21 protein-coding genes are annotated in these 21,708 nt (G+C 69.8%); 7 read left to right on the top strand and 14 right to left on the bottom strand.

Annotated features, from left to right (window positions below; genetic code table 11):
* Nucleotides 1-97 precede the first annotated feature (97 nt).
* The 5 genes from lipA to sucB all read right to left on the bottom strand — a co-directional run bounded on the left by lipA (nucleotide 98) and on the right by sucB (nucleotide 5,641).
* Nucleotides 98-1,138 carry a lipoyl synthase gene (lipA, locus tag ABZ824_RS22410; protein WP_356965130.1) on the bottom strand — a complete coding sequence of 347 codons (1,041 nt, stop codon included), beginning with the start codon at nucleotides 1,136-1,138 and terminating at the stop codon, nucleotides 98-100.
* 10 nt (nucleotides 1,139-1,148) lie between these two features.
* Complete coding sequence (gene lipB / locus ABZ824_RS22415) at nucleotides 1,149-1,895, bottom strand: lipoyl(octanoyl) transferase LipB (protein WP_356965131.1); 747 nt, start codon at nucleotides 1,893-1,895, stop codon at nucleotides 1,149-1,151.
* A gap of 491 nt (nucleotides 1,896-2,386) precedes the next feature.
* Entirely contained in the window at nucleotides 2,387-2,923 is a 537-nt protein-coding gene (locus tag ABZ824_RS22420) for an N-acetyltransferase family protein (RefSeq protein WP_355072888.1), read from the bottom strand.
* On the bottom strand, nucleotides 2,920-3,828 hold the full coding sequence (locus ABZ824_RS22425; RefSeq protein WP_355072890.1) for a TIGR01777 family oxidoreductase: 909 nt from the start codon (nucleotides 3,826-3,828) through the stop codon (nucleotides 2,920-2,922). The genes ABZ824_RS22420 and ABZ824_RS22425 overlap by 4 nt, the downstream gene beginning before the upstream one ends.
* Before the next feature lie 19 nt (nucleotides 3,829-3,847).
* Entirely contained in the window at nucleotides 3,848-5,641 is a 1,794-nt protein-coding gene (gene sucB, locus ABZ824_RS22430; RefSeq protein ID WP_356965132.1) for a 2-oxoglutarate dehydrogenase, E2 component, dihydrolipoamide succinyltransferase, read from the bottom strand.
* A 326-nt stretch (nucleotides 5,642-5,967) separates the two neighbouring features.
* On the opposite strand from sucB, the gene ABZ824_RS22435 reads away from it, so the two are divergent.
* A complete protein-coding gene (locus tag ABZ824_RS22435) occupies nucleotides 5,968-6,264 on the top strand; it encodes an oxidoreductase (RefSeq protein WP_355072995.1) in 297 nt (98 codons plus the stop codon).
* Nucleotides 6,265-6,467: 203 nt separating this feature from the next.
* Here the strand turns inward: ABZ824_RS22435 and ABZ824_RS22440 are convergent, their stop codons facing one another.
* Together ABZ824_RS22440 and ABZ824_RS22445 are read right to left on the bottom strand one after the other, a co-directional pair.
* Nucleotides 6,468-7,979 (bottom strand): leucyl aminopeptidase, encoded by a 1,512-nt coding sequence (locus tag ABZ824_RS22440; protein WP_356965133.1) that lies wholly within the window; start codon nucleotides 7,977-7,979, stop codon nucleotides 6,468-6,470.
* A gap of 9 nt (nucleotides 7,980-7,988) precedes the next feature.
* Nucleotides 7,989-8,792, bottom strand: a complete 804-nt coding sequence (locus tag ABZ824_RS22445) for a TetR/AcrR family transcriptional regulator (RefSeq protein ID WP_356965135.1) — start codon at nucleotides 8,790-8,792, stop codon at nucleotides 7,989-7,991.
* 108 nt (nucleotides 8,793-8,900) lie between these two features.
* Between ABZ824_RS22445 and ABZ824_RS22450 the strand changes: the two genes are divergently transcribed.
* The 3 genes from ABZ824_RS22450 to ABZ824_RS22460 all read left to right on the top strand — a co-directional run bounded on the left by ABZ824_RS22450 (nucleotide 8,901) and on the right by ABZ824_RS22460 (nucleotide 11,855).
* On the top strand, nucleotides 8,901-9,554 hold the full coding sequence (locus ABZ824_RS22450) for a GNAT family N-acetyltransferase (protein ID WP_356965137.1): 654 nt from the start codon (nucleotides 8,901-8,903) through the stop codon (nucleotides 9,552-9,554).
* Entirely contained in the window at nucleotides 9,551-10,651 is a 1,101-nt protein-coding gene (gene gcvT, locus ABZ824_RS22455) for a glycine cleavage system aminomethyltransferase GcvT (RefSeq protein ID WP_356965139.1), read from the top strand. Before ABZ824_RS22450 ends, gcvT begins: the two co-directional genes overlap by 4 nt.
* 106 nt (nucleotides 10,652-10,757) lie before the next feature.
* A complete protein-coding gene (locus ABZ824_RS22460) occupies nucleotides 10,758-11,855 on the top strand; it encodes a branched-chain amino acid aminotransferase (protein ID WP_355072901.1) in 1,098 nt (365 codons plus the stop codon).
* A gap of 1 nt (nucleotide 11,856) precedes the next feature.
* On the opposite strand, the gene ABZ824_RS22465 is transcribed toward ABZ824_RS22460, so the two are convergent.
* From ABZ824_RS22465 to ABZ824_RS22485, 5 genes are all read right to left on the bottom strand, one after another.
* The gene (locus tag ABZ824_RS22465) at nucleotides 11,857-12,570 is read right to left on the bottom strand and encodes an MBL fold metallo-hydrolase (protein WP_355072903.1); all 714 of its coding nucleotides are present in this window, start codon (nucleotides 12,568-12,570) and stop codon (nucleotides 11,857-11,859) included.
* 97 nt (nucleotides 12,571-12,667) lie between these two features.
* Nucleotides 12,668-13,423: an adenosylcobinamide-GDP ribazoletransferase gene (locus ABZ824_RS22470; RefSeq protein ID WP_355072905.1), complete on the bottom strand. Its 756-nt coding sequence runs from the start codon at nucleotides 13,421-13,423 to the stop codon at nucleotides 12,668-12,670.
* A gap of 166 nt (nucleotides 13,424-13,589) precedes the next feature.
* On the bottom strand, nucleotides 13,590-14,669 hold the full coding sequence (gene cobT / locus ABZ824_RS22475; protein WP_356965142.1) for a nicotinate-nucleotide--dimethylbenzimidazole phosphoribosyltransferase: 1,080 nt from the start codon (nucleotides 14,667-14,669) through the stop codon (nucleotides 13,590-13,592).
* Nucleotides 14,670-14,823: 154 nt separating this feature from the next.
* Nucleotides 14,824-15,384 carry a bifunctional adenosylcobinamide kinase/adenosylcobinamide-phosphate guanylyltransferase gene (gene cobU, locus ABZ824_RS22480; protein WP_356965143.1) on the bottom strand — a complete coding sequence of 187 codons (561 nt, stop codon included), beginning with the start codon at nucleotides 15,382-15,384 and terminating at the stop codon, nucleotides 14,824-14,826.
* A 402-nt stretch (nucleotides 15,385-15,786) separates the two neighbouring features.
* Entirely contained in the window at nucleotides 15,787-16,755 is a 969-nt protein-coding gene (locus tag ABZ824_RS22485) for a helix-turn-helix domain-containing protein (RefSeq protein ID WP_356965145.1), read from the bottom strand.
* 85 nt (nucleotides 16,756-16,840) lie between these two features.
* Here ABZ824_RS22485 and ABZ824_RS22490 point away from each other — a divergent pair, with 85 nt between their 5' ends.
* Nucleotides 16,841-17,002 (top strand): hypothetical protein, encoded by a 162-nt coding sequence (locus ABZ824_RS22490; protein ID WP_356965146.1) that lies wholly within the window; start codon nucleotides 16,841-16,843, stop codon nucleotides 17,000-17,002.
* Nucleotides 17,003-17,029: 27 nt separating this feature from the next.
* Here the strand turns inward: ABZ824_RS22490 and ABZ824_RS22495 are convergent, their stop codons facing one another.
* Nucleotides 17,030-17,644: a DUF3043 domain-containing protein gene (locus tag ABZ824_RS22495; protein ID WP_355072997.1), complete on the bottom strand. Its 615-nt coding sequence runs from the start codon at nucleotides 17,642-17,644 to the stop codon at nucleotides 17,030-17,032.
* 256 nt (nucleotides 17,645-17,900) lie between these two features.
* On the opposite strand from ABZ824_RS22495, the gene ABZ824_RS22500 reads away from it, so the two are divergent.
* On the top strand, nucleotides 17,901-18,251 hold the full coding sequence (locus tag ABZ824_RS22500; RefSeq protein WP_355072914.1) for an iron-sulfur cluster assembly accessory protein: 351 nt from the start codon (nucleotides 17,901-17,903) through the stop codon (nucleotides 18,249-18,251).
* 251 nt (nucleotides 18,252-18,502) lie between these two features.
* A complete protein-coding gene (locus tag ABZ824_RS22505) occupies nucleotides 18,503-19,471 on the top strand; it encodes a carbohydrate kinase family protein (protein WP_355072915.1) in 969 nt (322 codons plus the stop codon).
* A gap of 58 nt (nucleotides 19,472-19,529) precedes the next feature.
* Here ABZ824_RS22505 and asnB read toward each other — a convergent pair whose 3' ends face one another.
* A complete protein-coding gene (gene asnB, locus ABZ824_RS22510) occupies nucleotides 19,530-21,473 on the bottom strand; it encodes an asparagine synthase (glutamine-hydrolyzing) (protein WP_356965233.1) in 1,944 nt (647 codons plus the stop codon).
* Nucleotides 21,474-21,708 lie beyond the last annotated feature (235 nt).

A 21,708-nucleotide genomic window follows, 5' to 3' on the forward strand; every position in this document is an offset into this window, starting at 1 on the left:
AGAATCAATCTTAGTTTATGCGCCGAGAGTGTGGTCTGCTTCGGACACGCGTCGGCCCTCGCGCGCGAAGGCTGTGCGCGAGGGCCGACAGTAAGGATCAGTTGCCGAAGCGGGCCAGCACCGAGCTGGCTTCCTGGGAGGCGGTGCCCTCCTCAGCGAGGTGCGCCATCTCGGGAGCGATCTCGCGGCCGTGGTGGGCCATCGCCTGGGCGTAGAGCCGCCCGGCCCGGTAGGAGGAGCGGACCAGGGGGCCCGCCATGACGCCCGCGAAGCCGATTTCCTCGGCCGCCTCGGAGTGCTCGACGAATTCCTCCGGCTTCACCCAGCGGTCCACAGGGTGGTGGCGGGGGGAGGGGCGCAGGTACTGGGTGATGGTGAGGATGTCGCAGCCTGCCTCGTGCAGGTCGCGCATGGCCTGGGTGACTTCCTCGGGGGTTTCGCCCATGCCGAGGATGAGATTCGACTTGGTGACCAGACCGGCTTCGCGGGCGGCGGTCAGGACCGCGAGGGAGCGCTCGTAACGGAAGGCCGGGCGGATGCGCTTGAAGATGCGCGGAACCGTTTCGAGGTTGTGCGCCAGCACTTCCGGGCGCGCGGAGAAGACCTCGGCGAGCTGGCCGGGGTTCGCGTTGAAGTCGGGGATCAGCAGTTCCACGCCCGTGTGCGGATTCAGACGCTTGATGGCGCGGACGGTTTCGGCGTAGAGCCAGGCGCCGCCGTCTTCCAGGTCGTCGCGGGCGACGCCAGTGATGGTCGAGTAGCGCAAGCCCATGGCCTGGACGCTCTCGGCGACGCGGCGGGGCTCATCGCGATCCAGGGCAGCGGGCTTGCCGGTGTCGATCTGGCAGAAATCGCAGCGGCGCGTGCACTGTTCGCCGCCGATCAGGAAGGTGGCCTCGCGGTCTTCCCAGCATTCGAAGATGTTGGGGCAGCCCGCTTCCTCGCAAACAGTGTGCAGGCCTTCGCGCTTCACCAAACCCTTGAGTTCGGAGTACTCGGGCCCCATGGTGGCGCGGGTGCGAATCCACTTGGGTTTGCGCTCGATGGGGGTTTCCGCGTTGCGGGCTTCGATGCGCAAGAGCTTGCGGCCGTTGGGTGCGGACGCGTTGTGTGGTGTCGGGGTATCGACTGAGGTCACTTGATCGACCTTACGCCGTCGCGTTCGTGGTACGCGGGGTGGTGTCACCAGGAGTGACGCGGGAGATATCGTGCTCGCCGACCGGCAGCTCGCCGTCGAGCGCGCGGATGATGGCGTCGGCCACCAGCGGCTTGATCTCGGCGACGGTCACTTCTCGACCGAGTTCGCGGGTCAACGTGGTGACGCCCGCGTCGCGGATGCCGCAGGGGACGATGGCCTGGAACCCGTCCATGGCGGCGTTGCAGTTGAACGAGACGCCGTGCAGGGCCACGCCACGCTGCACGCGCACCCCGATCGCGGCGATCTTGCGTTCGGCGTACAACTCGGTGGCGGGCAGCCAGACGCCCGAGCGGCCCTCGACGCGGCCACAGACCAGACCGAGGCCGGTGCACACGGTGATCAACGCCTCCTCGAGGCGGCGCACGTAGTCGACGACGTCGACCGGCTCGGCGAGCCGCACGATGGGGTAGCCGACCAGTTGGCCCGGACCGTGCCAGGTGATCTTGCCACCGCGGTCGACCTGCACCACCGGACTGCCGTCGATGGGCAGGTCGTCGGCCTCGGTACGGCGGCCCGCGGTGTACACCGACGGATGTTCGAGCAGCAGTAGATGATCGGATCCGTTGCCGTCGGCGCGCTGCTCGGCGATGCCGCGTTGCAGGTCCCAGGCGGCGTGATAGTCGATGAGTCCGAGATCCTCGACCACGATCGGGGTCGTATCGAATCGGGCGGACCGGGTGGTGCGCGGGTTGATCACAGCGACGACGGTACGCCCACGGGGACGGCCGGTTCCAGCACCTGGATGTGGGAACCCCCACAGTCGTGGCGGGGTTGCCAGGTGGAGAGCTGGAGGGTTGCCCTTACGGCGGGCCGAGCCGGATTCGTGGCGCTCGACTCGCACCGGAGCCGCTCGGCGGTCGCCATCCGGCCCGCGGAACATTCGGGATGCGCCTCGAACGCATCCCGAGTCGCCGCACTGCCTTCTAGGCCTTTGCCGCTGACCGGAGAAGGTTCCCGGTCCTTGTTCGGCCTGATCTCAGACAGGCGATCTCGCATCCCGGAGGCTGTCGCCAGGTCCATGCGATGGGGTCTCGCGGTCAGGTGCCGAGACCGCAGTTTCTGAAGGACACGCTCGCAGCGACGCCGAGGCTCGACTACGGCCCGGCCGCCCTGCGTAGACGAGCGCATTGCCGCGCGAACAACTGGTACTCCGCGCGAGATTCGGCAGGTGAGGTGCGAAGATGCGGGTCAGTCGACCTCGACCGGCAAGGTCAGCTGCATGAGGGTCAGATCCATCCAGCGGCCGAATTTATGGCCCACCTCGGGCAGCACGCCGACGGTGCGGAAGCCGAAGCGTTCGTGCAGCACGATCGAACCGGTGTTGGAGGATTCGATGGCGGCGATCATGGCGTGCACGGCGCCCGCGCGGCGCGCACGGTCGATCAACTCGGTGAGCAGGGCGGTGGCGATGCCGCGACGCTGGAAGCGTTCGTCGACGTACACCGAGTTCTCGACCGTGTAGCGGTATCCCGATTTGGCTCGCCAAGGCCCGTAGCTCGCGTAACCGGCCAGCTCCCCGCCGATCTCGGCGACCAGCACGGGCAGGCTCGCGCCGGTGCGGGCCTGGAACCAGCCGAGGCGTTCGTCCAAGCCGACGCGCTCGGTGTCCCAGATCGCGGTGGACGTGGCGATATTCGCGTTGTGGATGTCGAGGATCGCCGGAAGATCGTCGGTGGTGGCGTCGCGGATGACGGTGGCGGGCCTGGTGTCGAGTCGGTCGGTCATCGAACATCTCCGGGTCGTCCCACCGCGGCCGCGAGCGCGGCACCGATGGTGGGATGGTGGAACTGGTAGCCCGCTTCCTCGAGCGCGGTGGGAATGGCCCTCGGGCCGTGCAGGATCGCCTCCCGCGCCATCTCGCCGACCAGCGCGTGCAGCGCGAATGCCGGGATGACGAGCGGAGTCGGGCGATGCAGCGCCCGGCCCAGCGCGCGGCTGAACTCGGCGTTGGTGACCGGTGCGGGACCGACCACGTTGATCGGACCGGACATCGTGTCATGGGTGAGCGCGAAGACGATCGCGCCGATCTCGTCGGCCATCGAGATCCACGGCGTGTACTGGCGACCGTTGCCCAGCCGCCCGCCCAAGCCGACCGCGTACAGCGGATGCAGCATGCCGAGCAGGCCACCGGCCCGGGACAGCACCACGGCGCTGCGCAACAGCACGGTGCGCACCCCGGCCGCCGTGGCGGGTTCGGTCGCCTTCTCCCAGTCACGGCACAGCGCGGCCAGGAATCCGGAACCGGCGGGCGATGACTCGTCCACCACCCGATCGCCGGTCGCGCCGCCGTAGTAGTGCACGCCGCTGGCGTTGAGCAGCACGGGGACACCCGCGTCGGCCACCGCCCCGGCCAGCACGTCGGTGGGCGTGATCCGGCTGTCCCGCAGCTCTTGTTTGAAACTGCCGTTCCAGCGGCGCCGTCCCACACCCGCGCCGCACAGGTTGACCACGGCGTCGGCGCCGCGAAGCGCCCGCTCGTCCAGGTGGGCGCGGGCCGGGTTCCAGGCGAATTCGTCCGGACCCGCGGTTTTCCTGCGCACCAGCCTGGCGACCTCGTGCCCGTCGCGGCGCAGAGCCGCGACGAGCGCCGTCCCGATCAACCCGGACGAGCCGGCGATCACGACCTTCATACGTGCCGCGGGACCTTCCTCACAGGCCGAGATCGGCCTCGAACGCCGCTTCCTCGAGCCGGTGACGGATCGTGGTCAGGAAGCGCCCGGCGTCGGCGCCGTCGATCAGGCGGTGGTCGTAGGTGAGCGGCAGGTAGCACATCGAGCGGACGCCGATGGACTCGTTGCCGGTCTCGTCGGTCACGACGACCGGACGCTTGACGATCGCGCCCGTGCCCAGCATGGCCGCCTGCGGCGGAACCAGGATCGGGGTGTCGAACAGCGCGCCCTGGCTGCCGATGTTGGTGATGGTGAAGGTGCCGCCGGCCAGCTCGTCGGGCTTGAGTCCGCCGTTGCGGGCCCGGTTGGCGATGTCGGCGATGGCCCGCGCCAGCCCGGCCAGCGACAGGTCGCTGGCGTTGTGGATCACCGGGGACAGCAGGCCCTGCTCGGTGTCGACGGCGATGCCGAGGTGCACCGAGGCGTGGTAGGTGATCTCCTTGCTGGACTCGTCGTAGCTGGCGTTGACGTTCGGGTGCACGCCCAGCGCCTCGACCACGGCCTTGGCGAAGAAGGGCAGGAACGTCAGGTTGACGCCTTCGCGCTCCTTGAACGCCGCCTTGGCCTGATTGCGCAGCGCCGCGATCTTGGTGACGTCGGCCTCGTGCACCTGGGTCAGCTGCGCGGTGGTCTGCAGCGACTCGCGGGTCTTGGTCGCGGTGATCTGGCGGATGCGGTTGGCCTTCTGCACGGTGCCGACCAGGTGGGCCAGCTGGGAACGGGCGGCGGCGGGCGCGGCGGGCGCCTGTGCGGCGGGCGCGGCCGCGGCGGGAGCAGCCGCCGGAGCAGGAGCCTTCTTGGCCTCGGCGGCGGCGAGCACATCCTGCTTGCGAATGCGGCCACCGACACCGGAACCGGTGATCGCGGCGAGGTCGACGTTGTGCTCGTCGGCCAGCTTGCGGACCAGCGGAGTGACGTACGGGGTTGCGCCGTTGGAGGATTCGGCGGCCGCCGCGGCGGCGGGCGCGGGAGCCGGTTCGGGCTTGGGAGCCGGAGCCGGAGCGGGAGCCTGGGCGGGCGCGGGAGCCGGGGCGGGCGCCGGGGCGGCGGCGACCGGGGCCGGTTCGGGCTTCGGGGCCGGTTCGGGCTTCGGAGCAGGTGCCGGGGCGGGCGCGGGAGCCGGGGCGGCGGCCGCCGGTGCGCCGCTGCCGATGACGCCGAGCTGCCCACCGACGGCCACGATGTCGTCTTCCTGGGCGGAGATCTCCAGCAGGGTGCCCGCGACGGGCGAGGGGATCTCGGTGTCGACCTTGTCGGTGGAGACCTCGAGCAACGGCTCGTCGACGGCGACCTCGTCACCGACCGCCTTCAGCCAGCGGGTGACGGTGCCCTCGGTGACCGACTCGCCGAGTTCCGGCATCTTCACCGGCGTGCCGTCACCCGACGACGCGGGAGCGGCCTGGGCGGCGGGCGCGGGCTGCTCGGCGGGAGCGGGCTGGGGCTCGGCGGCAGGCGCTTCCTCCGAAGGGACCGGCGTCTCCTGCGCGGGCGCCGCGGCTTCGGGAGCGGGCGCGGGAGCGGAAGAAGCCGCCTCACCGGGCTCGCTGATCACGCCGAGCTCGCCGCCGACCTCGACCACGTCGTCTTCGTTCGCGACGATCTTCGACAGCACACCCGCCGCGGGGGACGGGATTTCGGTGTCGACCTTGTCGGTGGAGACTTCGAGCAGCGGCTCGTCGACCTCGACCGTGTCTCCTTCCTGCTTCAGCCACCTGGTCACCGTTCCCTCGGTGACGCTCTCACCAAGAGCGGGCATCTGGACGGAGAAGGCCATGTCCGTTGACTCCTCTGACTGCTCGACGGGGTTCTACAACAGTTGATCTCACTGCGGACGCCCGGCGCGGGTCGCGACGGGAGTCCGGAAGCCACCGATCATTGTGCGTGGCACCGGAGATCCGTGTGGTTCTTGTACCGCGGTCCATCCTTGCACTCGCGCGCAAGCCATGTAGCACAGGGCGGCGTACTGCGCGGAGCTGGCAGTATGGGAAGACCGGCGGTGAACATTCTCCGGTGCAGGAAAGGAGGTCGGCGTCGTTGGGTTTGCTGGATCGTTTCCGCGGCGGCGCCGCCTGGGGTGGCGGCACTTCACGTGGGGGTTCGGTGTCCGGGCCGGACGCTCGTTATCTGGCCGATTGGGTGCGCACGCACGTGGGCGTCGAGGGCTACATCGAACCGAAGACCACGGTGACAGATGTCACAGTTGTCCTTATTGCCGCGGATGGTGAATGGACACGCCGGATCGTCGGCGAGCGCGGGGCGCAACGGCTTGCCAAGGATTTGCACATCCCCGTCTACGACGTCCGCAAGACCGGCTATCCGCAACGCATGCGCGACTACGACGCGCGTAAGCGAGTGGAGCGGCAGCGCGAAATGGAGCGGGATCTGTACGACCTCTGAGCCGTCGGATTGTCCGTTGCGCCCGATTCCCGCCGGACCCGTGGGGGTGCCGCGGAGCCGTCTCGCTTGCCGTCAGTGACGCGAGCCGGACGCGCCGGAATGTCGGTCCGGAGTCCGGCCAGGAGCATGGAACACGTGATGCGGTCGGGCGGGGTGGCCTGTGCGCGTCGTCCGGGAGTCGTCCCGGACGACGCGCGTCGCGCTCACTCCCCGGCGATGTCCTGGAGCACGGCGATCAGCGTGCGAACGGGGACGCCGGTGCCGCCCTTGCCGATGTAGCCGAACGGACCGCCGGTGTTATAGGCCGGGCCCGCTACGTCGAGGTGGGCCCACTGCACGTTCTCCGGGACGAACTCCTTGAGGAACAGCCCGGCCGAGAGCATGCCGCCCCAGCGGTGCGGCGCGACATTGGCCAGGTCGGCGATCTTGGAGTTCAGGTCGCCGCGCAGTTCGGCGGGAAGCGGCATGGCCCAGCCGTTCTCCCCGACCTCGCGGGAGATGCGGGCGACTCGGTCGCGGAACTCGTCGGTGCCCATCACGCCGGGCGTGCGGGTGCCGAGCGCGACCATCTGCGCCCCGGTCAGGGTGGCCACGTCGATCAGATACTCCGGGTCGTCCTCGCTCGCGCGCACGATCGCGTCGGCGAGGATCAACCGGCCCTCGGCGTCGGTGTTGAGCACTTCGACGGTGATGCCGCCGTACTGGGTGAGCACGTCGCCGGGGCGCTGCGCGGTGGCCGACGGCATGTTCTCCGCCATCGGCACGGTCGCGGTGACGGTGAGGGGCAGGCTCAGCCGCGCGGCCAGCAGCGTCGTGGCGATCACGGCGGCGGCGCCCGCCATGTCGGAGGTCATGTTCTCCATGTTCTGCGCGGGCTTGATGGAGATGCCGCCGGTGTCGAAGGTGATGCCCTTGCCGACCAGGGCGACCTTCTTCGGGCCGCCCGCGTAGGTGATCCGGATCAGGCGCGGCGGGCGCGAGGAACCCTTGCCCACGCCGAGCACGCCGCCGTAACCGCCCGCTTCCAGCGCTTTCTCATCGAGCACCTCCACGGTGAGGCCCGCGGCCTCGGCGAGTTCCTGAGCACGCGAAGCGAACTCGGCCGGGAACAGATGGCTGGGCGGGGTGTTCACGAAATCCCGTGCGGTGGCGACGGCCTCGGCGGTGACCTGCGCGCGGAACAAGGCTTCTTCGCCGAATCCCGGCTCGGGCACGAGCAACTCGACGCGGGCCACGGGCCGCTCGTCCGGCTTGGGCGCCGACTTGTCCGAGCGGAACGGGGTGAACGAGTAGGCGCCCAGGTAGAAGCCCTCGGCGGCGGCGCCGATATCCAGCCCGGACAGCGTGGTCACCACCAGTTCGGTGCCGGACAGCGAGCGGGCGGCCACACCGGCCGAACGGCGGATCTGCTCAGCGTCGAGCTTCTCGGCGGAGCCGAGGCCGACGGCCAGGACGCTGCTCACGCCGTCCAGCCCGACGGGCGCCGGGATGCGGGTCAGCTCCTCGGCTTTGCCCTTGGCGCCCACCACGCCGAGCTGATCGAGCAGTTCCGTGCGCACGTCGGCGGTGAGCACGTCGCCGAACAGGTCCTCGGGCACGATGGCGGGACCGTCCTCCGAGGAGGTCAACCCGATGACGAGCACATCGGTGTCCGCGCCGATGGTCTCGGTGCGTGCCAGTTCCGGTCCGAGCGAGCGATCTGCAACAGCGGTCATTGGCACAGGCTATTCGCTTCGTTCCGGATGGCGCACCGCGACGCCGTCGAGCAGGAGTTCCACCGAGGTCGCGAGCAGGTCGTCGAAGTCCATCTCGAAGGTGGAGTCGAGGTCGGTGAAGTAACGGTGCAGGACGGGACGCAGCGCCGGGTCGAGCAGTTCGGCGAGTTCGCGCGGCGCGGCCGTCTCGGCGGCGTCGCGCGGATCGCCGAGGCGGTCGGCGCGCTCGGAACTCCACAACAGCGCGAGCCCTTGGACCAGGCCCGACAGTGCCAGGTAGATCGCGAATCCGGTCTGCCGGGTCAGGCCGGGATGGTCGAGGGCGGCGAAGTTGCGCTCCAGGACGTCCAGCAGCGCCGGGCCCAGCGGCGGACGGACGCGCGCCAGCAGCGGCAGCATCCACGGATGCCTGCGGTAGAGGCGCCACTCCTCGTGCGCTTCGTGCCGTAGCCGGGGACGCCAGCCGCCGCACTCCGTCCCGGGCGGCGGGATCTCGTCGAGCGCCAGCTCCGCCATGCTCGCCAGGAGCGCTTCGCGGTCGGGGAAGTGGCGGTAGAGGGTGGCGGTCGCGACGCCGAGCGCGCCGGCCAGGCGGCGCATGGTGAGACCGTCGAGCCCGTCGCGGTCGGCCAGCTGCACCGCCGCGCGTGCGATGCCGACGGTGGTGAGCCGCGCCGGACGGGTGGGGCGGCGCACCGGAATCGCCGCGCGGCGGGCGCGATAGGCGCGGGCTTGGCAGGAGCGCGAGCAGTACTTGCGCCGTCGGCCCCGGCTGGGCTGGGCGAGGTCGCCGTGGCAGATAGCGCAGGTCATCCGGATTCCGTTTCGACACACGAACAGGTGTGACGAAATGGTAGTGATTCGGCTTCGACCTGCCTAGATTCATGCGTGAATACGGTGTTCGCAGGGAAAGGGAGGCGGATGGAGATCACCGCTCGCCAGGCGGGTGTCCAGGACCGTGACGCGCTGATCGAGGCGTTCGGCATCGCCAGCGCGGACGAGGTGGTGACCGCGTGGGTGCTCGAAGGACAGCCCGATACGGGTTTCCGTACCGCGTTCGTGCCCGGTCTGGTCGATCGAGCGTTGCGCGACGACGAGATCTGGGTCGCGGGCGCGGGCGAGGAGATCTGGTCGATGTCGATCTGGCAGCACGTCACCTCGGTCGAACGATTCGCCGACGAAGCCGCCGAGGCGCGGACCATGCTCGAGCAAGCTCCCGATCTGCGCGTGGCGCAGCGGCTGGTGATCGTCACCGACCTGCTCGCCCGCGAACACCCCCGGGAGCTCCCGCATCGGTACCTGCAGGTGATCGTCACGGTGCCGGAGCATCGCGGAAAGGGGGCCGGTGCGGCGATTCTCGCCGATCGGTTGAAGGCGGCATCCGAAGCGGACGCCCCGGCGTTCCTGGAAGCCAGCACCGAACGATCCGCCCGGCTCTACCGCCGCTGCGGATTCGCGCCGACCGGAACGACGCACACTTTGCCGCAGAACGGCCCGACGCTCATCCCGATGTGGTTCCGGCCTCAGTGCGTGCGAGCGTCGGACGCCCTGGTCCCGGATAAGCTCGGCTGGTGACCGAGACGAACCTGCTGCAAGGACCCATCCACGCCGTGCACGTCGAGCTGGGGGCGACCTTCGCGCCATTCGGCGGCTGGGAGATGCCGGTGTCCTATGCGGGCACGGTGACCGAGCACCAGGCGGTTCGCACGACGGTGGGGCTGTTCGACGTCAGCCATCTCGGCAAGGCGACGGTGCGCGGCCAGGGCGCCGCGGCGTTCGTGAACTCGGCCCTGACCAACGATCTCGGCCGGATCCGGGCGGGCAAGGCGCAGTACACACTGTGCTGCGCCCCGGACGGCGGAGTGATCGACGACCTGATCGCCTACTACGTCGGCGACGAGGAGATCTTCCTGGTGCCGAACGCCGCCAACACCGCGGCGGTCGTCGCGGAACTGAGCAAGGTCGCGCCCGAGGGCGTCACGGTGACCGACGAGCATCGCGACTACGCCGTGTTCGCCGTGCAGGGCCCGCGCTCCGGCGAGGTGCTGAGCGCGCTCGGGCTGCCCACCGACCTCGAGTACATGGCCTACGCCGACGCCGAGTGGGACGGCCGTCCCGTCCGGGTCTGCCGCACCGGATACACCGGCGAGCACGGCTACGAATTGCTGCCGCGCTGGGCCGACGCCGAATCGCTGTTCCGCGCCTTGGTCGAGCGGGTGCGCGCCGCCGAGGGCCAGGTGGCCGGGCTCGGGGCCCGCGACACCCTGCGTACGGAGATGGGCTATCCGCTGCACGGGCACGAACTCTCCCTGGACATCTCCCCGGTGCAGGCGCGCTGCGGGTGGGCGGTCGGCTGGCAGAAGCCGGAGTTCTGGGGGAAGGCCGCTCTGGAACAGGAGAAGTCGGCCGGTCCGCGCCGAATCCTGCTGGGGCTGAAAGCACTCGACCGGGGTGTGCTCCGGCAAGGGCAGACCGTGCTGCGTGATGGCGAGCCCGTCGGCGAAACCACTTCCGGCACCTTCTCGCCCACCCTCAAGGTCGGCATCGCGCTGGCATTGCTCGACACCGCGGCGGACATCCAACCCGGCGCCGAGGTCGAGGTCGACGTGCGCGGCCGCCGCGTGCGCTGCGAAATCGTGCGCCCGCCGTTCGTGCGGACCAGCACCAAGTGACCCGTCCTTCTCCCGGACGCATGGGCGATCGGCTGCGGGCGGCGCTGCGCTGAAGGGTGTGGACCGAGGCGAAATGGCCGGAATCGGGCCGGATAGGATCGTCGCCATGACCGCTGCCGCACAGTTCACCCGTATTCCGCACCCCGCGCCGCTTCCGGCGCAGCGGCGACAGGAGGTACTGGCGGAGCCGGGGTTCGGGCGGTACTTCACCGATCACATGGTCTCGATCGATTACGTCGGTGGCACGTGGACGAACGCGCGGGTGGAGCCGTACGGGCCGCTGGCGCTGGACCCCGCCACCATGGTGTTCCACTACGGCCAGGCCATCTTCGAGGGACTCAAGGCCTACCGGCACGGTGACGGCAGCGTCTCCTGCTTCCGCATCGACGCCAACGCCGCGCGTTTCCGCCGGTCGTCTCGCCGGATGGCGATGGCCGAGCTGCCCGACGAGCTGTTCATCGAGTCGGTGCGCCAACTGCTCGAGGTCGACCGCGAGTGGGTGCCCGCTGCGGGCGGCGAGGAATCGCTGTACCTGCGGCCGTTCATGTTCGCGACCGAGGCCGGGCTCGGCGTGAAGCCCGCCGCGGCGTACAAGTACCTGCTGCTCGGTTCCCCGGCGGGGGCGTACTTCCCGCGTGGCGTCAAGCCGGTGCGGGTCTGGCTGTCCACCGAATACGTGCGCGCCGCGCCGGGCGGCACCGGCGAGGCGAAGGTCGCCGGCAACTACGCGGCTTCGCTGCTGGCCCAGGCCGAGGCGTCGGCCAAGGGCTGCGACCAGGTGGTGTGGCTGGACGCGTGTGAGCGCCGCTACGTCGAGGAGATGGGTACCAACAACCTGTTCTTCGTCTTCGGTTCCGGCTCCGACGCGCGCCTGGTCACCCCGGAACTGTCCGGCTCGCTGTTGCCCGGCATCACCCGCGACTCGCTGCTCACCCTCGCCGCCGATTCCGGCTTCCCGGTCGAGGAGCGCAAGATCTCGGTCGAGGAATGGCGCAAGGGCGCCGAATCCGGTGAGATCACCGAGGTTTTCGCGTGCGGCACCGCCGCGGTGATCACGCCGGTCGGCTGGGTTCGCTCCGGTGAGGGCGAATTCACCATCGGCGGTGGCGAGCCCGGCGCGGTCACCATGGCCCTGCGCGACACCCTCACCGGCATCCAGCGCGGCACCTTCGCCGACAAGCACGGGTGGATGCGGCGGATGTGACTCAGCCCGGCATCAGCATGTGCCACTGCTCCAGCGTCTGCGGACGCATGACGTAGTTTTTGTCCCGGACAGTGGACAGCGCGGCGCTGGGTTCCTGCGAGTACCAGTGGCCCGGATAGACGACCGGGTCGCCGGCGAGTCCGGCCAGGTAGCGCAGGCTGCGGAACATTTCGTCCGAATCGCCGCCGGGGAAATCGGTGCGGCCACAGCCGTCGACGAACAGGGTGTCGCCCGCGATGAGGCGGTTGTCGAACAGGAAGCACTGACTGCCCGGCGTGTGGCCGGGCGTGTGTAGTAACTCGATGTCGAAAGCTCCGACGGTGACCTTGTCGCCGTGCTCGTGGCCGGTGAACTCGCTCTCGGCGATCCCGGTGACGTTGGCCACCCACGGCAGTTCTTTGGCGTTGACATGCACTGGGACGCTTGTCTTTTCGAGCAGCTCGCGCACACCGCGCAGGGTGAAGCCGAGCATCGTGCCGCCCACGTGATCGGGGTGGTGGTGGGTGGCGAGCACCCCGCTCAGCCGCAGGCCGTCGCCCTCGGCGATGTCCACCAGATCACCCGCGGCGTAGGCCGGATCGATCACCACGCAGTCGCCCGTTTCCCGATCGCCGATCAGATACGCGAAGTTGCGCATCTGCGTCGCGATCGGATCGCCCACGGCGTAGTCGCGTCCCGACAACAGCTGGCGAAAGTACAGGCGCTCAGAAGACATACCGCCCACCTTATTGCCCGACCCAGACGATCCGCGCGCCACCGCCGGAAAAATTCCAGTGACCCAGACTCTCGCCCCCAAGGCCCGCCGGAGACGGTCAGCCGGGCTGGATCGTGAGGGACAGCACGGCCGCGGTGAGGGCCACCGTGGTCTCGATCGCGGCGCCGAGGACGTCACCGGAGAGCCCGCCGAAACGGCGCGCGCAGTGCCGGACCAGAACCGTCGACGCGGCCAGTCCGAGCGTCACGGCCAGCGGGCCGAGCCACGGGCGGCCCGGCACCGCGAACACGGCGAGACCCGCCGTGGTCACCGGCCACATGACCGCGGCGGCGGCCGATTGCGTGCCTGCCACCAGAACACCGAACCCGGTGCCCGGCGCGGCCGGGACACCCCGGCAAGCGAGGATCACCGCGACACGGCCGGTCACGACGGCGAGAGCGGCGGCGAACCACCGGCCCGAATCGGCCAAGGACGCGAACGAGAACGCCTGTATGCCGATGACGAACGCCAGCCCGGCGACGCCGAATGGTCCGGCCCCGCCGCTTTTCATGATCTGCCTTGCCCGCTCCGGCGGCCCATAGCTGCCGAGCCCGTCCAAGGTGTCGGCCAGGCCGTCGAGATGCATACCCCTGGTGATCAACGCCAGCGCGCCGACCACCAGCAGCCCGGCCAGCGCGGCGCTCGCCCCGGCCCCGGTCAGCGCCCAGAGCAGGCCCGCCGCCCCGGCCCCGAGCAGGGCGCCGACCAGCGGCGCCAGCAGGATCGCCCGCCCCGCCGCCGCGCGGTCCACGGCATCCGGCCCGCGCACCGGGAGCACCGTGAGCCAGGAGATCGCCAGCCGAACCCCGTTCACGCCGGTCCTCCGCGGACGGGCGGTGCTTCCCTGGGGGCCGGGTGCCGCGGGCGGCCTGCCGACGCCTGCGGATCACCGCTCGAAGCCCTGAACTGTCCCGCAGGAACCAGGTCACGGCAGCCGCGCCGAGTCGGAGGCAGGCGGCGGCCTCGCGGCAGGGCGGACTTCACTTGCGCAGGTTCGGCGGGGCGCTCGCCGGTTCGGGGTCGGAGGTGCTGACGCCCGCTTCGGCGAAGGTGGACATCTCCGAGAGCGCGGCCACCGCCGAGCGGAGGATCGGAAGGGCGGTCAAGGCGCCGGAGCCTTCGCCGAGGCGCATGGTCAGGTCGAGCAGCGGATCCAGGCGCAGGTGCCGCAGCGCGAGTTCGTGTGCCGGTTCGGTGGAGCGGTGACCGGCCAGCCACCAGGCGCTCGCGCCCGCGGCGAGATCCTCTGCGACCATCGCCGCGGCCGTGACGACGACGCCGTCCAGGACGACGGGCGTACGACGGGTGGCGGCCTGGGCGAGGAACGCCGCCATCGCGGCGAAGTCGGCGCCCGCGGCCACGCGGAGAAGTTCGACCGGGTCCTTCACCACCGGGCGGGCACGGCGCATCGCGTCGCGGATCGCGGCGACCTTGCGGATCCATCCGGCGTCGTCGACGCCGGTGCCGCGGCCGACCGCCGCGACCGGCTCGGTATCGGTCAGGCTCGCGACGAGCACGGTGGCCGGAGTGGTGTTGCCGATGCCCATGTCACCCGCGATCAGCAGGTCGGCGCCCGCGTCGATCTCCTCGTCGGCGATGGCACGGCCTGCTTCGATCGCCGCTCGGACCTCCTCGGCGGTGAGCGCGTCCTCGCGATCGATCGCCCCGCTGGAGCGGCGCACCTTGTGCTCGGACACCTGCGGATCGGTGTCGGCGTCGACGGAGATGTCCGCCACCCGAACCGTCGCGCCCGCCACCGCCGCCAGCGCGTTCACCGCGGCGCCGCCACCCAGGAAGTTCGCGACCATCTGCGCGGTGACCTCACTCGGATACGCCGACACCCCGTGCCGCGCGACGCCGTGATCCCCGGCGAAGACCACGACCCTGGCGCGCTCGAACTGCTTCGGCGGGCACGTGCCCTGGCAAGCCGCCACCCAGTTGCCGAGTTGCTCCAATCGGCCCAGTGCGCCAGCGGGTTTGGTCAGCTGCGCCTGCCGTTGCTCGGCCGCTGCACGAAACTGTGTGTCCGGAGGCGCTACCGGTCCGAATCCGTGCGTCACTATCGAGCCTTTCGGTCATGGCGGTTCCGCCGACTACGCCGCCCAATCTTGCCATTGCCCCTTCGTGCCGTGGGTCCGTGACCTGATCTCCGGCGGGGGGCGGTGCGACCGATCCGCGCGGTTCACCGCCGGTCGTCGCTCGTAGTCGCGCGGGCTACTTGAGACGGAGGGGAAGGCCCGCTACGACCAAGAAGGCCTCGTCGCAGACCTGGGCCAAGCGCTGGTTGAGGGTGCCGATCTCGTCGCGGAAGAGGCGGCCCGAACGCGTGGCCGGGATGACGCCCATGCCTACCTCCGGGCTGACGATCACGAGATCACCGGTGTAGGCGGCGACGGCCGCGACCAGTGCGTCGGTGTCGGGGGAGACCGTGCCGCGCGGAGCCTCCCAAGCCTCGCGCGCGTCGATGCGGGCGGTCAGCCAGGTGCCGATGTCGTCGATCAGGGTCACGTCGGGCGGCGTGGGCATGAACGCGGTGAGAATCGCTGTCGGGTCCGCGCTTTCGATGGTCGACCAGCCCGCCGGGCGGCGGCCGCGATGTTTCGCGATGCGCTCGGCGAAATCATGGTCGGCGGGATCGGGCACGGCGGTCGCGAGATAGCGCACCGGGCCGCCGGCCCGGAGCGCGAGATCCTCCGCGAACGCCGACTTCCCGGACCGCGCGCCACCCAGGACAAGGATGCTGCGCGGCGCCGCGGGCGAGGGACTTTCCGACACGAGTGCACGGTATCAATCGAACGGCGGATTGCCGCGTGACTCCCGATGCACGCCCGGTGCGTGCCGCGCTCCGGCGAACTTCGGAATGCGGCCTGCGGCGAGACGTGCCGAGCGGGCGCGGCGGTAGGCCCGAACAGATGGTGGCGGCGGGTCCGGTCCCAGGCGGGATCGTCGGGCACCTTACGGGCTAGGGGGTCGTCGAGGCACTGCGTATCGGACGCGAGTCGTGTTCTTCGATGTCGCAGGCCAGTCAGCCGGTCATGCTCGCCAGGTCGGCCGTAGCGATCCACATACGTGTTCGATGTCCGCGGTTCTGCGGTGCCTTTCAGCGCGCGGACTCGGTGCAGTTGGGTGAGTGCCGCGGTCCGGCAGATTCCGCCGGGTCCCATCGCCGTTCCGTCATCAGGCGGGTGTGTCCGAGCTGCGTCCGAAGCGGCGGCGGTACTCGGTGGGGGCGATGCCGACGAGGCGCTGGAAGTGGTGGCGCAGGAGGGCGCCGGAGCCGAAGCCGGAGCGGTCGGCGATGTGTTCCAGTCCGAGGTCGGTTTCCTCGAGCAGTTGCTTGGCCAGCAGCACGCGCTGGTTGGTGAGCCATTTCACGGGGGTGGTTCCGGTCTCGGCGGCGAATCGGCGCGCGAAGGTGCGGGTGGACATGTTGGCGCGGGCGGCCAGGTCTTCCACCGTGTGCGGCAGGTCGAGGTGCTCGTTCATCCACTCCAAGGTGGGGATCAGGCTGTCGGAGGTGCAGGCCGCGACGGGGCGTTCGATGAACTGGCGCTGCCCGCCGTCGCGCTGCGGGGGGACCACCATCCGCCGCGCGATCGCGTTGGCCACGCCGCTGCCGAGTTCGCGCCGCACCAGGTGCAGGCAGGCATCGATGCCCGCGGCGGTGCCTGCGCTGGTGATCAGGTCACCCTCGTCGACGAACAGCACGTCCGGATCGACAGTTGCCTCGGGGTACTCGGCCGCGAGTGTCTCCACGTAGCGCCAGTGCGTGGTGCATTTGCGGCCGTCGAGCAACCCGGCCGCCCCGGCCAGGAACGCTCCGGAACACACGGTGAGCACGGTCGCCCCGGCGGCCGCAGCGTCGCGGATGGCCGTGACGACCCGCGGATCGAATCCATGGTCGGCCGCGGCGGCGGGAATGGCCACCAGATCGGCCGCCGCCAGTTCCTCCAGCCCGTACTCCGGTGTGACTGTGATGCCGGGGCTGGTCGAGTGCAGCGGGACACCCGGCTCGGCCCCGCACACCCGGAAATCGAAGGCGGGCAGTCCGTCGGCCGTGCGGTCGAGGCCGAAAACCTCGCAGATGACCCCGAATTCGAACATGGCCATGCGTTCGGACAGCACCACGGCGACCTTCGACAGCATGCGCCCAGTCTAGTGGCCGTATTTTTGCGAACTATGTCAGTACCGCCACTTTCGGCGGTAAATCGCTGACCGCAAAATTACTGCCATGGTTACTTTTCTCATCACCCTGGCGGTCATCGTGGCTTTCGCCATACTCATCACCCGCGGCACCGACCGCGCGGGATCCGCGCAAGTGATCGACCGCGACGTACAGCGGCTGCACTCCGAGCTGACGGCGATGCTCGGCCGCAACACCCACCACCGCTGACCGGCCAGCGCCGCAGGCGCTGGCAAACTACACAGCTTCGCCGGGAGTTACTCGCGGCTTCGGGGCGCGCATCTTGCGGATCTGCGAGGCGCGGACGAAGGCGTACCAGCCGAGGCGGTAGCCGCCGTCGGTGGTCTCCGGGAAACGCTCCCTGACCCGGTTGTTCACCACGCGGCCGAGCAGGACGCCCTCGATGCCCATGAACAGCATCATCACCAGCATGGCCAGGGTGACGACGGTCTGCAGCGCGGGCGCGAGGAACATCGAGAAGATCAGCACCAGCGCCATCGGCATGAACAGGCCGACCAGGTTGCGCCGGGCGTCGACGATGTCGCGGACGAAGGCCCGGACCGGGCCCTGGTCGCGGGGCGGCAGGTATTTGTCCTCGCCCGCGAGCATGCGCTCCCGTCGATCCGCGGCGGCCTCGCGCCGCTTCGCGGACGCCGCCTTGCGCTCCGCTCTGGTGCCCCGCGCGGCCTTGCGCCGGGCGCGGGCCTCCTTCGCGGTGAGCGGAGCGGGTGCTATCGGGCCGCGGCGCTTGCCTTGCGCGTCACGGCGTTTCGGGGTGGGACGGCCCTTGCCCGCGGTGGCCGTGGCCGCCGCGCGGGTGCTGCTTGCGGCCGAGTCGCCGTTCGTGACCACCGTCGATGCGGCGGTCGCGTCGGTGGTGCTGGACTCGCCGCGACGGAACAATTTCACACCGACCAGGCTATTCGATGGGTGGCGCGGCGAGAAATGCGGTCCGATTCGCCCGGAGTGTGCGGGCTCACGGAGGTTGCGTGTCACCGCGGACCGGCTGGTGGCAAGATGGAGGAATAGCAGCCCGCCGAGTGGTGTTTACCGACACGACCCGTGCGCTGTTCCACGGGTTCGACCACAGGTTCCTCGAGGAGAGTTCATGACTGTGCAGAACGAGACCGCCACCCACGGTGTGACTCTGACCGACGCCGCCGCCACGAAGGCGAAGGCCCTGCTCGACCAGGAGGGCCGCGACGACCTGGCGCTGCGGATCGCGGTGCAGCCGGGTGGTTGCGCCGGCCTGCGTTACCAGCTGTTCTTCGACGACCGCTCGCTCGACGGCGACCTGACCGTCGACTTCGGTGGCGTCACGCTGGCCGTCGACCGGATGAGCGCGCCATACGTGCAGGGCGCCTCGATCGACTTCGTCGACACCATCGAGAAGCAGGGCTTCACCATCGACAACCCGAACGCCACCGGCTCCTGCGCCTGCGGCGACTCCTTCAACTGAGGTAGCGGCGTCCCGGCGCGGTCGCGGAGATCGGCCGCGTTCGATCGGAACAACTGATCTCGTAAGGACATGGGTAACTCGTCGGGAACGCCCAGGACCGAGCGGCACTTGCGCAAGACCTGAACGCAAATCCGGTGCCGCTCAACTAGTACGGCCTGAAGACCCGGAGAGGCGGCATCAGCTACGGTGAGATCGGGACTCGCGTCCCGGTCTGCACCGCCTGCCGCCTACCGTTGAAGGGGCTCAGCCACGTGTCCATCGCCGTTTCCGCGTCCATTGCGACCGACCACCTCATGCGTTTTCCCGGACGGTTCGCCGACGTACTGCTGGCCGATCAGCTCGACCACGTGTCGCTGAGCTTCCTCGTCGACGATCTGCAGATCCGTCGCGGAGGCGTCGGTGGCAACATCGCCTATGCCATGGGCCTGCTCAATCGGACGCCCCTGCTGATCGGAGCCGTCGGCGCCGACTTCGGCGAGTACCGCGCCTGGTTGGAGAAGCACGGGGTCGACTGCTCCACCGTGCTGGTGTCCGACCGCGCGCACACCGCGCGTTTCGTCTGCACCACCGACGACGACATGGCCCAGCTCGCGTCGTTCTACCCCGGCGCGATGAGCGAGGCCCGCGACATCTCCATCGCCGAACTCGCCGAGACGCGGGACCTCGACCTCGTCCTGATCGGCGCCAACGACCCGGAGGCGATGCTGCGGCACACCGCCGAGTGCCGCGAATTGGGGATCCCGTTCGCCGCCGATCCCTCGCAGCAGCTGGCCCGCTTGGACGGCGACCAGTCCGTGCAGCTGATCGACGGCGCCGCATACCTTTTCACGAACAAGTACGAGTGGGGTCTGCTGCTGCAGAAAACCGGCCTGACCGAGGAAGAGGTCGCCCAGAAGGTTGGCGTCCGCGTCACCACCCTGGGCGCGGACGGCGTGCGGATCGTCGATCGCGACGGCACCGACGTGACCGTCGGCGTCGTGCCCGAGATCGAGAAGGTCGAGCCGACCGGCGTCGGTGACGCCTTCCGCGCCGGCTTCCTCACCGCGCACACCGCCGGGCTGAGCCTGGAGCGTTCCGCGCAGCTGGGCTCGCTGATCGCCGTGCTCGTGCTGGAGACCATGGGCACCCAGGAGTGGACGCTGACCAAGGAGTCCGCGCTCGAGCGCCTCAGCCAGGCCTACGGTCCCGAAGCCGCGGCGGACATCAAGACGCTGCTGTAGACCGTGCGGACGAAAGGCGCGCACCCGGCCGGGTGCGCGCCTTTCCCGCGTTTCGGGGTCAGAGCGAGACCGGGTAGACCGGCTCTTGGATCTCCGGCTTGATCCGGTCCTCGACGAAGATGCCGTGCCACACCATGAACACCAGCAGTGTCCACAGCCTGCGGCTGTGATCGGCGGTCCCGGCCCGGTGCGCGACCAGCATCTCGCTGATCGCGGCCTTGTTCAGCAGGTGGTCGGTCTGCGACTCCGCGATCTGCTGCTGCGCCCAGTCGTAGAGTTCCGTGCCGCGCAGCCAGTGCCGCAGCGGGACCGGGAAGCCGAGTTTGGCGCGGTGTAGCACGTGCGGCGGCACGATGCCCTCCAGCGCCTGACGCAGCGCGTACTTCGTGGTCTCCTTGGTGATCTTCTGGTCGAACGGCAATCCCTCGGCCGCCTTCAGCACCTCGGAGTCCAGGAACGGCACGCGCAGTTCCAGCGAGTTGGCCATGGTCATCTTGTCGGCCTTGACCAGGATGTCGCCGCGCAACCAGGTGAACAGGTCCAGGTGCTGCATCCGGGCCACCGGATCCCAGCCGCGCGACTGCGCGTAGAGCGGCGCGGTGACGTCCTGGTGGGTCCATTCCGGCCGGAACTCGCGCAGCACGGCGCGCAGCTGGGCGTCGCTGAAGCTGCGCGCGTTGCCGTAGTAGCGCTCCTCCAGCGTGAGCGAGCCGCGGTGCAACAGGCTCTTGCCCCTCGTGCCGTCCGGAATCCGGTCCGACAGCTTGCCCGCCAGCCTGCGCAGGCCGCGGGGCAGCTTCTCGAACGGCTTCAACGACAGCGGCTCGCGGTAGATGGTGTACCCGCCGAACAGCTCGTCGGCGCCCTCACCCGAGAGCACCACCTTGACGTGCTTGCGGGCCTCCTTGGCGACGAAGTACAGCGGGACCAGCGCCGGGTCGGCCACCGGGTCGTCGAGGTACCAGACGATCTCCGGGATCGCCGCGGCGAACTCGGCGGGGGAGACCACCTTCACCACGTGCCGCGCGCCGATCGCCTCGGCGCTCTCGGCGGCCACGTCCACCTCCGAGTAGCCCTCGCGCTCGAACCCGGTGGTGAACGTGATCAGCTTCGGGTTGTGCCGCATGGCCAGCGCCGCGACCGCGGTGGAGTCGATGCCGCCGGACAGGAACGAGCCGACCGTCACGTCGGCGCGCATGTGCTTGGCGACCGAGTCCTCGAGCGCAGCGGCGATCTCCCAGTAGCGGGACGCCGCCGAGCCGGGGGTGAACGGGCGCACCGGGAACTTCGGGGTGAAGTACCGGGTGACGACCGGCGCCGCGCCGGGCCGCACGGTGGCGTAGCTGCCCGATTCCAGCCTGCGGACGTCCTTGTGCAGCGTCTCCGGCTCGGGCACGTACTGCAGCACCGTGTAGTGCTCCAGCGCGCGCGGGTCCAGCTCGTCGCTCAGCCGCAGCACGGGCAGCAGTTCGAGCAGGCTCTTCTTCTCACTGCCGAACGCGGTTCCGCCCGGCCCGGTGGCCAGGAACAGCGGTTTGATGCCGAACGGGTCGCGGGCCAGGAACAGCTCGTTGGTCTCGGTGTCCCAGATCGCGAAGGCGAACATGCCGCGCAGCCGCCGCACCGCCTCCGGACCCCAGTAGTGGAACGCCGCGACGATGGCCTCGCTGTCGCCCTCGGTCTGGAAGATCTTGCCGTCCGGGAACTCGGCGGCGTGCGCCTCGGCGAGTTCCGCGCGCAGCTCGAGATAGTTGTAGATCTCGCCGTTGAAGGTGAGCGCGTAGCGGTCGGGCCGCTCGGGCGGGCCCCAGCGCAGCGGCTGGTGCGAGTGCTCGATGTCGATGATCGACAGGCGGTTGAAGCCGAAGATCACATGGTCGTCGTGCCAGGTGCCGCGCTCGTCCGGACCGCGGTGGCGCACGCAGTGCAAGGCCTCGTAGACCTGCTCCACCGTGCCAGGTGCCGCCTCGTCAGATGCCAGGAATCCGAGCAGTCCACACACGGCGTCGGCAACCTCATTTCTCACAGTCGGGATACGCGCGCACCGGATGGGGCGCAAGGGGACGAAATCTAGTGTCCGAGTATGCCGCACCTAGGGCGTCCGCGCGTCGCGCGCGTCACGTCAGGACGGAATCGCTGGTGACGATGATCCCGGCGGGCTCGGTGAGGTGTCGAAGCCGACCCGACGACAAAGGGGGGGTGCGTTTGGTCTACGCTGCGTAGTACTCAGGTCTCTC

The organism is Nocardia sp. NPDC047038 (assembly GCF_040644075.1).
Lineage (GTDB): Bacteria > Actinomycetota > Actinomycetes > Mycobacteriales > Mycobacteriaceae > Nocardia > Nocardia sichangensis.

Coding starts and splice junctions, on each gene's coding strand:
- ABZ824_RS22485 (WP_356965145.1), bottom strand. CDS start 16,755: ATGCTGTCGAAGGTCGCCGTGGTGCTGTCCGAACGCATGGCCATGTTC.
- ABZ824_RS22450 (WP_356965137.1), top strand. CDS start 8,901: ATGGAGATCACCGCTCGCCAGGCGGGTGTCCAGGACCGTGACGCGCTG.
- ABZ824_RS22420 (WP_355072888.1), bottom strand. CDS start 2,923: ATGACCGACCGACTCGACACCAGGCCCGCCACCGTCATCCGCGACGCC.
- ABZ824_RS22500 (WP_355072914.1), top strand. CDS start 17,901: ATGACTGTGCAGAACGAGACCGCCACCCACGGTGTGACTCTGACCGAC.
- ABZ824_RS22460 (WP_355072901.1), top strand. CDS start 10,758: ATGACCGCTGCCGCACAGTTCACCCGTATTCCGCACCCCGCGCCGCTT.
- sucB (WP_356965132.1), bottom strand. CDS start 5,641: ATGGCCTTCTCCGTCCAGATGCCCGCTCTTGGTGAGAGCGTCACCGAG.
- ABZ824_RS22490 (WP_356965146.1), top strand. CDS start 16,841: ATGGTTACTTTTCTCATCACCCTGGCGGTCATCGTGGCTTTCGCCATA.
- ABZ824_RS22425 (WP_355072890.1), bottom strand. CDS start 3,828: ATGAAGGTCGTGATCGCCGGCTCGTCCGGGTTGATCGGGACGGCGCTC.
- ABZ824_RS22465 (WP_355072903.1), bottom strand. CDS start 12,570: ATGTCTTCTGAGCGCCTGTACTTTCGCCAGCTGTTGTCGGGACGCGAC.
- ABZ824_RS22445 (WP_356965135.1), bottom strand. CDS start 8,792: ATGACCTGCGCTATCTGCCACGGCGACCTCGCCCAGCCCAGCCGGGGC.
- ABZ824_RS22440 (WP_356965133.1), bottom strand. CDS start 7,979: ATGACCGCTGTTGCAGATCGCTCGCTCGGACCGGAACTGGCACGCACC.